The sequence below is a fragment of the Kitasatospora sp. NPDC056181 genome, assembly GCF_042266225.1.
In the GTDB taxonomy this organism is placed as follows: domain Bacteria; phylum Actinomycetota; class Actinomycetes; order Streptomycetales; family Streptomycetaceae; genus Kitasatospora.
Window position 1 is genome coordinate 1 of record NZ_JBHJUK010000058.1, and the last position, 12,798, is coordinate 12,798.

Sequence of the window (12,798 nt, forward strand, 5' to 3'; positions counted from 1 at the left end):
ACTTTACCACCCCCACCACGGAATACGCTATAAACACCTGTCTGGTGGGATCGTTTTGTTTTATAAGAGCCTGGCGCGCGGGCCCGCCTGTGGGAAACAGGCGGGCCCGAGCGCTCTTCGTCGTTCCGGGGCGGTGCCGTCCGGGCCGCGGTTCAGCAGCCGCCGGGCGGCCTGAGCGCGCTCGCCGGCAGGTGGCGGTCGGCCCACAGGGCGAGCTCGGTGAGGGCGGGGCGCAGCGCGGCGCCGGCCTCGGTGAGCCGGTAGCTGACGCGCAGCGGCGGTCCCTCGTCGACCTGGCGCAGGACGAGCCCGGCCTCGGCCAGCTCGGTGAGGCGGTCGGAGAGCATGCGCTCGCTGATGCCGGGGATGGCGCGGCGCAGTTCGGAGAAGTAGCCGGGCCCGTTGTTGGTGAGCACGGCCACGATCAGGCCGGTCCAGCGCTTGCCGAGCAGCGTGAAGACCCGGGTCAGCGCCACTTCGGCACCGGTGCAGACCGGTCCCGCCGCGCACTCCGCGGGGAGCGCGTGGGCCTCGTCGGTCGCTACCTCGTGCTGGGCCATGCGTACAGCGTACCGGTCCGCCCCTAGTGACTGCAGAAAAGTAAGCTGCTACGGTACTTGCAGCTGCGGGGGAAAAAGCAGCTACTAATCCGATGGAGGTCCGCCATGCCCACCCTGCTGCACATCGACTCGTCCGCCTTCACCGACGGCTCGGTCTCCCGCGAGGTCTCGGCCGCCTTCCGGGCCGCCTGGCAGGCCCAGCACCCCGACGGCACGGTGATCCACCGCGACCTGGCCGCCCGGCCGGTGCCGCACCTGGACGCCGACGGCATCTCCGCGAGCGCCGTCCCGGCCGGCGGGCGCAGCCCCGCGCAGGCCGCCGCCTTCGCCCTGCGCGAGGAGCTGATGAGCGAGCTGGAGCAGGCCGACGCCGTCGTCATCGGCACCCCGATGTACAACTTCACGATCCCGTCCAGCCTCAAGGCCTGGCTGGACCAGGTGATCCTGGTCGGCCGCACGGCGGGGGAGAGCCCCTCGGCGGCGGGCAAGCCGGTCACGGTGGTCGCGGCGCGCGGCGGCTCCTACGCACCCGGCGCCCCGCGCGAGCCGTACGAGTTCGTCACTACCTACCTGGAGAAGGTGCTGACCGGGATGCTCTCGCTGGAGGTCGACTTCATCGTCCCCGAGTTCACCCTCGCGCCGGTCGTCCCGGCGATGGCCGGCTTCGTCCAGCAGGCCGCCGACTCCAAGGCCCGGGCGCTGGAGGACGCGGAGCGCAAGGCCAAGGCGCTCGCCGCCTGAGACCGGCCCGTCCGGTGACGCCCGCGGCCGCTCGCGCGGCGGCGGGCGTCACCGTGGAAGGCGCCCCCGCCGGGCGCGCCTTCCGGGCATTCGGCGGGTCGTACTCCCATGCTGTAGGGCGCAGGAAGTCCGACCGCCGAACCAGAGGGAGCAGCCAGTGACGTCGTCCCCGCCCGAGGACAGCGCCGGAGCGGAGCGTGCGGGCGCCGCGGACACCACCGGCACCGGCCCGGGGAGGAACGGGGCCGCGGAGGCGCCGGCGGCCGGGCCGCTGGAGACCGCCGTCTTCACCGGCCCCGAATCGGCCTTCTTCGCCACCTCCACCCTGATCCTCGGTGAGCGCACCGCGATCCTGGTCGACGCCCAGCTCACCCGCAGCGCCGGCCGCGAACTGGCCGAGTGGGTGGCCGGCAAGGGCCGCCGGCTGCTGGCCATCGTCATCACCCACCACCACCCCGACCACTACTTCGGCGCGGAGGAGGTGCTCAGGCTCTTCCCGGACGCGCAGCTGCTCGCCGCCCCGCCGGTGGTGGACGGCATCCTGCGGACCGCCGCCGCCAAGGTCGCGCAGTGGAAGCCGGTCTACGGGGACGACATCCCCGACCACCCGCTGGTGCCCGCCCCGCTGCTGCCCCAGCCGCTGATGATCGACCGCCAGGTGATCCCGGTGCTGCTGCTCGGCCAGGGCGACTGCGGCGGCTCCACCGTGGTGCACGTGCCCGGCATCCGCACCGTGATCGCCGGGGACTTCGTCTACAACGGCACCCACGTCTGGACCGCCGACACCACCCCCGCGGAGCGCGTCGTCTGGGGCCGCAACCTCGGCCGGATCGCCGAACTCGGCGCCGAGCGGGTGATCGCCGGCCACCGGGCGCCCGGCCAGGGCGACGACGCCGGCCGGGTGCTCGCCTTCACCGGCGAGTACCTGCAGGACTTCGACCGGCTGCTCGCCGAGCACCCGGACGACCCGGAGGAGCTGGCCACCGCGATGAACGAGCGGTACGGGGAGCTGACCCTGCCGGCCATCCTGGAGCTGAGCGCCGCCGCCAACACCGCCCGCCACCGGCAGCCGGAGGAGGACGACGGGATCGTCGACGCCGAGATCGTCGAGGACGAACCCGAGGACTGAACCGGGCCCGGCCGGCCCGGGGCGGATACTGGCCGCATGACGCCGTTCGACGTGATCGTGCCGGCCGGTGGCGCCGCCCGCAGGCTCGGGGGAGTGGACAAGCCCGGCCTCACCGTCGGCGAGACGACCCTGCTCGACCGGGTGCTCACCGCCTGCGCCGGAGCCCGGACGACCGTGGTGGTCGGCCCGGCCCGGCCCACCACCCGCACCGGCGTGCGCTGGACCCGTGAGCGGCCGCCGGGTGGCGGGCCGGTGGCGGCCGTCGCGGCCGGCCTGGCCGAGGTCACGGCCGACGCGGTGCTGCTGTTCGCCGCCGACCTGCCGTTCCTGGACGAGCGGACCGTCCGCCGGCTCGCCGCCGCGCTCGCCGGGGCGGACCGGGAGACCGAGGCCGTCGTCATGGTCGACGCCGCCGGCCGCGACCAGCCGCTCGCCGCCGCCTACCGCACCGCCGCCCTGCGCACGGCCCTCGCCGCCCTCGGCGAACCGGCCGGTCTCCCGCTGCGCCGCCTGACCGGCGGCCTGCGGACGCTGCGGCTGGCCGACACCGACGACGTCACCTACGACTGCGACACCTGGGAGGACTTGGAGCGCGCCCGCGAGCGGGAGCGGGGGTAGTCCGGGGCCGACGGTCCCCACCGGGCGCGCGCCCCGGTCGGACACGTCCCGGTCGGACACGTCCCGGGTGGCCCGGTACGAGAGGTCTCACGCTGCCCCCGGTACCCGTGTGAGGGAAACGACGCGCGCCGCTCACCGGGCAAACACCCCCGCGAAACCGGTGATCAGGCAGCATGGGGCCCATGGAGCGCACGCTGGATGACTGGATCGCCGAGGTCGCGGAAGAGCTGGGGATCGACCTGGACGTCGACGTCCACGGACTGCTCGACCTCGCCCGGGTGGTCGCACACGGGGTGGCCCGGCCCGCCGCGCCGCTGACCGCCTTCCTGGTCGGCTACGCGGCGGCGCAGCAGGGCGGCGGCCCGGAGGCGGTCGCCGCGGCGTCCCGGCGCACGGCCGAGCTGGCCGCGCGCTGGGTGGCGGCGGCCGGGCCGGAACAGCCGTGAGCACGGCCGAGGAGGCCCCCGTGCTCGGCCTGAAGCCCGCCGGACCGCCGGCCCTCACCTGGGGGCAGGCCCGGGAGACCGCCCGCCGCGCCGGGTCGCGCCCGCTGCCGCCCGAGCTGCTCGACCTGGCCGGGGCGCTCGGCCGCACCCTGGCCGAGCCGCTCACCGCGCTCACCGACCTGCCCGCCTTCGACACCTCGGCGATGGACGGCTGGGCCGTCTCCGGGCCGGGCCCCTGGCGGGTCGCCGGGCGGCTGCTGGCCGGTGAGCCGGCCGGGGCGCCGCTGGCCGACGGCGCGGCCGTCGAGATCGCCACCGGTGCCCAGCTGCCGCCCGGCGCCACGGCCGTGCTCCGGCGCGAGCACGGCGCGCAGGACGGGGTGCTGCTGCACGACCGGACCCCGGGCTCGCTGACCACCGGTCAGGACGTCCGCCCGCGCGGCCAGGAGTGCCGCCGGGGCGAGGTGCTGCTCGCGGCCGGTACGCGGGTCGGCCCGGCCGTGCTGGGCCTGGCCGCGGCCAGCGGCCACGACCGGCTGGCCGTCCGCCGCCGTCCGGTGGTCGAACTCCTCGTCCTGGGCGACGAACTGCTCGGCTCCGGGCTGCCGCGCCCCGGCCTCGTCCGGGACGCGCTCGGCCCGCTGCTGCCGCCGTGGCTGCGCGCGGCCGGCGCCGAGGTGGGCGCGGTGCGCGCCGTCCGGGACGACTTCGGGCTGCTCCGGGACGCCGTCCGGCACTCCGCCGCGGACGTGGTGGTCACGACCGGGGGAACAGCCGCCGGGCCGGTCGACTTCCTGCACCGGGCGCTCGCCGAGGCCGGCGGCTGGCTGCTGGTGGACGGGGTGGCCGTCCGCCCCGGTCATCCGATGCTGCTCGCCGAGCTCCCGGGCGGCCGTCACCTGGTGGGCCTGCCCGGCAATCCGCTGGCCGCGGTGGCCGGCACCGTCACGCTGGCCCTGCCGCTGCTGCACGCCCGCGGCGGCCGGTCGGCCGGTGAGCCGGTGCTCGCGCCCGCCGCCGTCGAGCTGCCCGGCCACCCGGCGGACACCCGGCTGCTGCCGGTCCGCCGGACCCTGCGCGGCGCCGTCCCGCTGGCCTTCGACGGGCCGGCGATGCTGCGCGGCCTGGCCCGGGCCGAGGCGCTCGCGGTGGTGCCGCCCGGCGGGGTGGCGGCCGGCGAGGCGGTGGAGTTGCTGGACACCCCCTGACCGGCCGGCTTCCGGGCCGGCCCGGCCGTCCCGATTCCGGGCCGTTCCGGGCCTCAGCCGGCGGGCGAGACGGCCGGCCGGATGGTGATGACCCGGTCGGTGAGGTGGAGGGTGGCGGCCTCCGGGTCGTTGAAGTTGAGCACCCGCCGGCCGCGCACCACCGCGACGACGAGGTCCGCGCACTCGCGTGGGCTGTGCCCGGCCTCGGCCCGGGTGACCGGGCGCTCGTAGATGTCGAGGCCGGTGCCGTAGGTGAGCAGGTCCTCCATCACCGCGCCGGCGTGCGGGCTGAGCATCGACATGCCGAGCAGCCGGCCGGCGGAGCTGGAGCTGGTGACCACGACGTCGGCGCCGCTCTGGCGGAGCAGCGGGGCGTTCTCGTCCTCCCGGACGGCGGCGACCACGGTGGCGGCCTTGTTGAGCTGACGGGCGGTCAGGGTGATCAGGACGGCGGTGTCGTCGCGTTCGGGGGCGACGACGACGCGGGAGGCGCGGGGGAGTTCGGCGCGCAGCAGGGTGTCGGTGCGGGTCGCGTCGCCGACCACACCGACCAGTCCGTCCAGGGTGGCCTGCTCGATGACCTTGCGCTGCGGGTCGACGACCACGATCTCGTCCCGGCGGACGCCCTGGCCGAGCAGGGTGTCGACGGCGCTGCGGCCCTTGGTGCCGTAGCCGATCACGACGGTGTGTTCCCTCACTGCGGACCTCCAGCGTCCGATCCGCCACTGCAGGCGGGTGCGTTCGGTGAGCACTTCGAGCGTGGTGCCGACCAGGATGATCAGGAAGAGCACGCGCAGCGGTGTGATCACGAAGATGTTGGTGAGCCGGGCGCTGTCGCTGAACGGGGTGATGTCGCCGTACCCGGTGGTGGAGAGCGTCACGGTGGCGTAGTAGGCCGCGTCGAGGAGGTCCACGCCCCCGCCCGCGTTGTCGTTGTAGCCGGCGCGGTCCAGCCAGACGATCACGGTGGTGGCCACCAGCACGCCGAGTGCCAGCAGCAGCCGCCCGGACACCTGGCGCAGGGGTGCCCGGGGCTTGCGCGCGGGCATGATGACCCGGTCGCCCGCCTCCACGTCGGACTCCGCACGGCCGGTGCGGCGCCCCGGCAGGCGGTGCCGGACGCCGGTCTCGTCCGGCTCGGAGGGCTGCTCACCATTGGTCACCCGTCCAGGATGGCGTGGCCGCCGGGCGGCGTGGGACCGGGGTGGCTGCCCGGGCGTGTCGGTGCCGGGGCGGCGCGGCCGGGCGGAGCAGGTGTCACGGCCCGGAAACCACGGCCCCGTTCGGCGGCGGAAGCCGGTCGCGGCCGGTCGCGGCCGGTTGTGGCCGGCCGCCGACCCGGGCCGCGCGGGGCGCCTCCGCGCGGTGGCCGGTACGCAGTAGCTTCGGGGCATGTACGCGATGACGATTCCTGAACCCGGCGGGCCCGAGGCACTGGTCTGGGCCGAGGTGGCGGACCCGGTGCCCGGCGAGGGCGAGGTCCTGGTCGAGGTGGCGGCCACCGCGGTCAACCGCGCCGACCTGCTCCAGCGGCAGGGCTTCTACAACCCCCCGCCCGGCAGCCCGTCCTACCCCGGACTGGAGTGCGCGGGCCGGATCGTCGCGCTCGGGCCCGGGGTGGCCGGCTGGGCGGTCGGCGACGAGGTCTGCGCGCTGCTGGCCGGCGGCGGCTACGCGCAGCTGGTGGCGGTGCCGTCCGGGCAGCTGCTGCCGGTGCCGAAGGGCCTCACCGTCGAGGAGGCCGCGGCGCTGCCCGAGGTGGTCTCGACGGTCTGGTCCAACGTCTTCCTCACCGCCCACCTGCGTCCGGGCGAGACGGTGCTGCTGCACGGCGGCGCCAGCGGCATCGGGACGATGGCGATCCAGCTGGCCAAGGCGGTCGGCGCCCGGGTGGCGGTGACGGCGGGCAGCGCGGAGAAGCTGGCGCGGTGCGCCGAGCTGGGCGCGGACATCACGATCAACTACCGCGAGCAGGACTTCGTCGAGGTGCTCCGGGAGGCCACCGGCGGCGCGGGTGCGGACGTGATCCTGGACATCATGGGCGCCAAGTACCTGCAGCGGAACGTGGACGCACTGGCGGTCAACGGCCGGCTGGTGATCATCGGGTTGCAGGGCGGCGTGCAGGGCGAGATCGACCTCAACACGCTGCTGCGCAAGCGCGGCGCGGTGATCGCCACCAACCTGCGCGGGCGGCCGCTGGCGGAGAAGGCCGCGATCGTGGCGGCGGTGCGCGAGCACGTCTGGCCGCTGGTCGAGTCCGGGGTGGTCAGGCCGGTGATCGACCGGGTGCTGCCGCTGACCGATGCCGCCGAGGCGCACCGGGTGCTGGCCGCCGGCGAGCAGGTCGGCAAGGTGGTGCTGCGGGCCTGACGGCGGCCGCCGCGGGCGCGGGGGCGGCGGGGCGGTTGGTGCACAGCCGTTCGAAATGCCCGGAATGCCGGATTGTGTGAATCTGGTCGGGAGCTGTCCCGCCGCCGACCCCGCCCCCGTGCGCGGTCGGCCGTCGGAAGGACCTCGACCGTGGCCGCACCTTCGAAGACGTTCCCCGGGCTGCTGCCCGCCGCGCCGTGCCGCCGCTGTACCCGGGGCCGCGGCCGACCCACCCGCAGGGACGCCGGCCGTCGCCGGGCCGGCCGCCGGCTCCGGCTGCTGCTGGCGGTGGCGGCGCTCGGAGTCGCCGTTCCGCTGGGCATCGCTCCGGTGGCGGTCGCGGCGACTGCTCCCTCGGAACAGCAGTCCGGGGCGGGGGCGGCCTTCGGGACCGGCGTCCCGGCCGACCCGTCCGTCCCGGCCGACCCGTCCGTGGCGGCCGGTCCGTCCGTCGTGGCCGATCCGGCGGAACCCTCGGCGTCCGCGGAGCCCCCGGCGTCCGCGGAGCCCCCGGCGTCCGCAGAGCCTTCGACGTCCGCAGAGCCTTCGACGTCGGCCGGGCCGTCGACGCCGGCGGGGCCCTCGACGTCGGCCGGGCCGTCCGGGCCCGTCAGTGCGCCGGCCACCGGTCCGGGGCGGTCCGGCTCGCCGTCCGCGGGGGCGGTGACCGACCCCGCGCCCCCGGCCTGGCCGTCCTCCGGGGCCGCGCCGAGCGCCGTGCCGACGGACGGGGCGAGCGCGTCGCCGTCGCCGTCCGGCCCGCCCGTGCCCGCCGCGGCCCCGGCTTCGGAGCCCTCGTCGGACGTCTCCGGACCGGCCGACGCACCACCGCGGCACCAGGGCGTCCGCCCCCGTCCGGGGACGGGGGCCGACGGGCCCTGGGCGGACGCGGCCGGGCACCGGCACCGGCCGGCATCGGCGCCCGAGCGTGCCGACGCCGCCCCGGACCGGACCTGGGACCGGGCCCCCGCGCAGGCTCCCGACCGGTTGCCGGAGCAGGCCCCCGCCCAGCCCGCCGAGGCCGGTCAGAACCAGGCGGCGGCCGGACCCGACGCCACCGCTGCGGACGGGGACGCCGCCCCCGACAGCGCGGCCCTGGCGGCCGGCCCGGCCGCCCAGCAGGCCGCCGCGACCGGCCCCGCCGTGATCCCCGCCCGGTGGGGCGACGCCTCCACGGTCCAGCTGCCGCTCGGTGCCGGGCTCGGGCTGATCGGCTGCGGGCTGGGACTGATCGGCCTGCGCCTGCGCAAGGGCTGACCCCGGGCGGGGCCCGACGCCCCCGCGCGCGAACTGAGTATCCGTACGGATGCCGGGACGCCGCGCGGGGGCGTACGGTCGTGCCCGGTGACGGGCGGAACGGCCGGAGACGGGGCGGCCGGGGGCTTCCGTCCGGGCAACCCCAGTGAGGGAGAATGTTGTTCATGACGAATCCGATGAACGAGCGCTCGCCGCAGGAGCTGTACCAGGCCATGGGCGGGCAGTCGCAGGACGGCCAGAAGGTGCTGATCGTCGGACCGGACGGGCTGCCGGTGGGCCACGGTTTCGCGGGCTCGGCGGGGGACGACGACGGTGACGGGCCGCGCGAACTCCCGGTGACCGAGATGGTGGAACAGCCCGCCAAGGTCATGCGGATCGGCAGCATGATCAAGCAGTTGCTGGAGGAGGTCCGGGCGGCCCCCCTCGACGAGGCCAGCCGGGCGCGGCTCAAGGACATCCACGCCAGCTCCATCAAGGAGCTCGAACTCGGCCTGGCGCCCGAACTGGTCGCCGAGCTGGAGCGGTTGTCGCTGCCGTTCACCGAGGACTCCATCCCCACCGAGGCCGAGCTGCGGATCGCGCAGGCCCAGCTGGTGGGCTGGCTGGAGGGGCTCTTCCACGGCATCCAGACCGCGCTGTTCGCCCAGCAGATGGCGGCGCGGGCGCAGCTGGAGCAGATGCGCCGGGCGCTGCCGCCCGGTCTGCACGGCGGCGAGCAGGAGGGCGAGGAGCCCGGCGAGGGCCGCGGCATCCGTTCCGGCCCCTACCTGTAGGCCCTTCCCGCCGGTGCGGGGCCCGGCCGGGGGCGGACCGGGCGGTGGGACGTACCGCCACCACCCGCTGCCGGACGGACCGGCGCACGCCGGACCACCGGTGCCGGATCGCGGCTCGGACACAGTGTCGGCCCTGCGCCGATCACCGTCGCCGCGAGCCGATACCCTTGGCCCCTGTCGCAGGCCGGGTGAGCCGCCGCGACAGGGGCGGGCAGGCCGACGGGCCGGCCCCGCAGTACGCACGGACGAGACCGAACGTCACGGTTGCGGCGCCACGGCCGCGCCGAGGGGGAGCAGAGGACCATGAGCGAGCACGGCAACGCGGCGGTCGAGGGCCACTCCCTGGGCAACGGCAGGTACGTGCTGCAGAGGGTGCTCGGCGAGGGCGGCATGGCCTCGGTGCACCTCGCCTACGACAACGTGCTGGACCGCCAGGTCGCGCTGAAGAGCATGCACGCCGAGCTGGGCCGGGACGACACCTTCAAGGAGCGGTTCCGCCGCGAGGCGCAGTCGGTGGCCCGGCTGGAGCACACCAACATCGTCACCGTCTACGACAGCGGCGAGGACATCGCCCCGGACGGTTCCAGCACCCCGTTCATCGTGATGCAGCTGGTCGACGGCAAGGGCCTGCGCGACGCGATCAACGAGGCGGTCGCGCAGTACGGCGCGATGCCCGTGGAGGAGGCGCTGCGGATCACCGTCGGCGTGCTGAACGCGCTGGAGGCCTCGCACGACCAGGGCCTGGTGCACCGTGACATCAAGCCCGGCAACGTCATGTTCGACCGCAAGGGCACCGTCAAGGTGATGGACTTCGGCATCGCCCGCGCGCTGGACAGCGGCGTCACGTCGATGACCCAGACCGGCATGGTCGTCGGCACGCCGCAGTACCTCTCGCCCGAGCAGGCGCTCGGCAAGCCGGTGGACGCCCGCTCCGACCTCTACTCGGTCGGCGTGATGCTCTTCGAGATGCTCACCGGCCGACTGGTCTTCGACGGCGACTCGGCGTTCTCGATCGCCTACAAGCACGTCCAGGAGGAGCCGTCCGCGCCGTCCGCGTACAACCGGGCGGTCGGCCCGGCGGTGGACGCCTTCGTCGCGCAGGCGCTGCGCAAGGACCCGGCGCACCGGTTCCCGAGCGCGGCGGCGATGCGCGACGAGGCGGAGCGGCTGATCGCGGCGGAGAAGGGCGGCGCCAACGGCAACTCCCTCGCCGCCAGCACCCCGCTGCTGATCACCGACGGCCCGCGCTCGGTGCACGCCGCACCGCAGGCGCCGCAGACCCCGCAGCCGTTCCAGCAGCAGCCGTTCCAGACGCCGCCGCCGGCCTTCCAGACCCCGCCGCCGCACATCCAGCAGACGCCGCAGCCCTTCCCGCAGCAGTTCCAGACGCCGCCGCCGGCCTTCCAGACCCCGCAGCCCTTCCCGCAGCAGGCGCACACCCCGCCGCCGCAGCCGATGCCGCCGTTCCAGCCGGCCCCCGCGTCGAACAGCGGCGGCTGCTCCACGGCGCTGGTGATCGTCGGCATCATCATCGGCGTGATCGTGCTGGCGATCATCATCATCGCCATCGTGGTGACCAAGTCGGAGAAGAGCACCGGTACCACGAAGAGCCCGCGCGGGACGGCCGCCGTTCTCCACCTGGACATCCCGGCCGACCGGAATGGCCTGCTCTGACGCGGTACGCCCGGATCGGGCGTGCTACGGGTGACGGCCGGAGGCGGTAGCGTTCGGGGACACGAGGCGACAGGGCACCGCGATCCGAGCGAAGGCCCGGGGCGAGGAGCGATGGCACAGACGCAGCAACCGGACGACGAGGGTGCCCGGGCGTCCGGTCCGGCCGGCGAGGCCCCGTACGCGCCCGGTGCCGGTAGCGACGGCGCCGCCACCACTGCACTCCCGCCGTACGTCGGCGGCCCGCAGACGCCCGGTCGCGGCACCGCGGCACCGCTCGGCACGGTCGGCGACGGCCGCTACCGGCTGACCCACCGGCTCGGCCGCGGCGGCATGGCCGAGGTGTTCGCGGCCCAGGACATCCGGCTGGGCCGGACCGTCGCCGTCAAGCTGCTCCGCGGCGAACTCGCCCAGGACGACATCGCCCGGCTGCGCTTCACGCGCGAGGCGCACGCCGTCGCGGCGCTCAACCACCACTCGATCGTCGCGGTCTACGACACCGGCGAGGAGTACGTCGGGGACGAGTCCACGCCGTACATCGTGATGGAGCTGGTCGAGGGCCGGACCGTCCGCGAGCTGCTGGTGGACGAGGAGGCGCCGCCCGTCGACCAGGCGCTGATCATCATCGCCGGGGTGCTGGAGGCGCTCGCCTACAGCCACCGGCACGGCATCGTGCACCGCGACATCAAGCCGGCCAACGTCATCATCACCACCACCGGCGCGGTCAAGGTGATGGACTTCGGCATCGCCCGCGCGCTGACCGGCACCGCCAGCACCATGACCCAGACCGGCATGGTCATGGGCACCCCGCAGTACCTCTCGCCCGAGCAGGCGCTCGGCAAGCCGGTCGACCACCGCTCCGACCTGTACGCGGCCGGCTGCATGCTCTACGAGCTGCTGACGCTGCGCCCGCCGTTCACCGGCGACACCCCGCTCTCGGTGGTCTACCAGCACGTGCAGGACATGCCGGTGCCGCCGTCGCAGGCCAACCCGCGGGTGCCGGCCGGGCTCGACCCGCTGGTGCTGCGCTCGCTGGCGAAGAACCCGGACGACCGCTTCCAGGACGCCGACGAGTTCCGCGCCCACCTCCAGCACGCGCTGCGCGAGATGCACGGCGCCGGCGGGGCCTGGGCGGCCGGTGCCGCGGCGGCCGGGCTGGCGGCGGCCGGCCAGGGCCACAGCGGTGCCACCCCGGTCATCGGCACGGACGAGACGGCCGTCCTCGGGGCCGGGTCCGCCGTACCGGGCGACCAGACCACGATGCTGCCGTACCAGCCGCCCGGCGGCCCGCACACGCCGGCCTCGCCCTACCCGGGCGCCGGCGGGCCGTACGGCGGTGGCGGCGAGGGCCCGGGCGACGGCGGCGACGGTGACGGCCACGGCCGGCGGCGCGGGCCGTGGGCCTGGCTGGCCGGTGCCGCGGCGGTGCTGGTCGCGTCGGGCGTCGGGATCGCGCTCGCGCTCAGCGGCGACGGAGGCGCAGGCGGCCACAACCCGACCCCGACGCCCAGCGCGCCGGTCTCGGTGGTCACCTCGCCGGAGGCCGTCACGCCCACCACCGGTTCGACCTCGACCACGGCGCCGACCGCGCAGAGCAGCAGCCGGCGGCCGCAGCAGCCGACGGACAACGGCAACAACCAGAGCCCGCCGGCCAGCCAGCCCACCGGCAAGCACACGACGACCCCGACCATGCCGGCCACCGGCACCAGGACGCCGACGTCCAGCATGTCGGCGACCGGCACGCCCACCGGCGGGTCGAGCAGCACCCCGACGACCGGCGGCGGGGCGAGCAGCACCCCGACGACCGGCACCGGGGGCGGGGGCGGGGCGACCGGAACCCAGGCGCCGCCGACGAAGCCGGGGATCCCCACGGGTGGGGCGACCCCTCCGATCGGCGGCGGGAACTGACCACGCGGGCCGGCTGACGGCCCGCAGCGGGTACGGATACGGGTCCGGGCCGGTCGTCGGCCCGGACCCGTCGGCCGCCCGGCCGGTCGTCGGCCCGGGCTGCCGGGTCGGTCGGCG

At 75.9% G+C, this 12,798-nt stretch carries 11 protein-coding genes and 1 pseudogene; 10 read left to right on the forward strand and 2 right to left on the reverse strand.

What is annotated here, in order from left to right; genetic code table 11:
* Nucleotides 1-152: 152 nt before the first annotated feature.
* A complete protein-coding gene (locus tag ACFC1F_RS22060; protein WP_209415668.1) occupies nucleotides 153-560 on the reverse strand; it encodes a helix-turn-helix domain-containing protein in 408 nt (135 codons plus the stop codon).
* A gap of 105 nt (nucleotides 561-665) precedes the next feature.
* Here ACFC1F_RS22060 and ACFC1F_RS22065 point away from each other — a divergent pair, with 105 nt between their 5' ends.
* The 5 genes and pseudogenes from ACFC1F_RS22065 (at nucleotide 666) to ACFC1F_RS22085 (ending at nucleotide 4,702) form a co-directional block, all read left to right on the forward strand.
* Complete coding sequence (locus tag ACFC1F_RS22065) at nucleotides 666-1,301, forward strand: FMN-dependent NADH-azoreductase (RefSeq protein ID WP_376160541.1); 636 nt, start codon at nucleotides 666-668, stop codon at nucleotides 1,299-1,301.
* Between the two features lie 157 nt (nucleotides 1,302-1,458).
* The gene (locus ACFC1F_RS22070; RefSeq protein ID WP_376160543.1) at nucleotides 1,459-2,430 is read left to right on the forward strand and encodes an MBL fold metallo-hydrolase; all 972 of its coding nucleotides are present in this window, start codon (nucleotides 1,459-1,461) and stop codon (nucleotides 2,428-2,430) included.
* 36 nt (nucleotides 2,431-2,466) lie between these two features.
* Nucleotides 2,467-3,048, forward strand: a complete 582-nt coding sequence (locus tag ACFC1F_RS22075) for an NTP transferase domain-containing protein (RefSeq protein WP_209415665.1) — start codon at nucleotides 2,467-2,469, stop codon at nucleotides 3,046-3,048.
* 163 nt (nucleotides 3,049-3,211) lie between these two features.
* Nucleotides 3,212-3,494 (forward strand): annotated as a pseudogene (locus ACFC1F_RS22080) (DUF6457 domain-containing protein); the annotation flags it as partial.
* Nucleotides 3,491-4,702, forward strand: a complete 1,212-nt coding sequence (locus tag ACFC1F_RS22085) for a molybdopterin molybdotransferase MoeA (protein ID WP_376160545.1) — start codon at nucleotides 3,491-3,493, stop codon at nucleotides 4,700-4,702. The pseudogene ACFC1F_RS22080 and the gene ACFC1F_RS22085, both read left to right, overlap by 4 nt.
* Before the next feature lie 53 nt (nucleotides 4,703-4,755).
* Here ACFC1F_RS22085 and ACFC1F_RS22090 read toward each other — a convergent pair whose 3' ends face one another.
* On the reverse strand, nucleotides 4,756-5,751 hold the full coding sequence (locus tag ACFC1F_RS22090) for a TrkA family potassium uptake protein (RefSeq protein WP_209415696.1): 996 nt from the start codon (nucleotides 5,749-5,751) through the stop codon (nucleotides 4,756-4,758).
* Between the two features lie 343 nt (nucleotides 5,752-6,094).
* Between ACFC1F_RS22090 and ACFC1F_RS22095 the strand changes: the two genes are divergently transcribed.
* The 5 genes from ACFC1F_RS22095 (at nucleotide 6,095) to ACFC1F_RS22115 (ending at nucleotide 12,681) form a co-directional block, all read left to right on the forward strand.
* Nucleotides 6,095-7,072, forward strand: coding sequence for an NAD(P)H-quinone oxidoreductase (locus ACFC1F_RS22095; protein WP_376160547.1), 978 nt, complete (start codon nucleotides 6,095-6,097; stop codon nucleotides 7,070-7,072).
* A 150-nt stretch (nucleotides 7,073-7,222) separates the two neighbouring features.
* Nucleotides 7,223-8,329 (forward strand): hypothetical protein, encoded by a 1,107-nt coding sequence (locus ACFC1F_RS22100; protein WP_376160549.1) that lies wholly within the window; start codon nucleotides 7,223-7,225, stop codon nucleotides 8,327-8,329.
* 164 nt (nucleotides 8,330-8,493) lie between these two features.
* Complete coding sequence (locus tag ACFC1F_RS22105; protein WP_374106147.1) at nucleotides 8,494-9,102, forward strand: bacterial proteasome activator family protein; 609 nt, start codon at nucleotides 8,494-8,496, stop codon at nucleotides 9,100-9,102.
* A 303-nt stretch (nucleotides 9,103-9,405) separates the two neighbouring features.
* Nucleotides 9,406-10,776 (forward strand): protein kinase, encoded by a 1,371-nt coding sequence (locus ACFC1F_RS22110; RefSeq protein WP_376160551.1) that lies wholly within the window; start codon nucleotides 9,406-9,408, stop codon nucleotides 10,774-10,776.
* Nucleotides 10,777-10,887: 111 nt separating this feature from the next.
* Nucleotides 10,888-12,681 carry a protein kinase gene (locus ACFC1F_RS22115; RefSeq protein WP_376160553.1) on the forward strand — a complete coding sequence of 598 codons (1,794 nt, stop codon included), beginning with the start codon at nucleotides 10,888-10,890 and terminating at the stop codon, nucleotides 12,679-12,681.
* Nucleotides 12,682-12,798 lie beyond the last annotated feature (117 nt).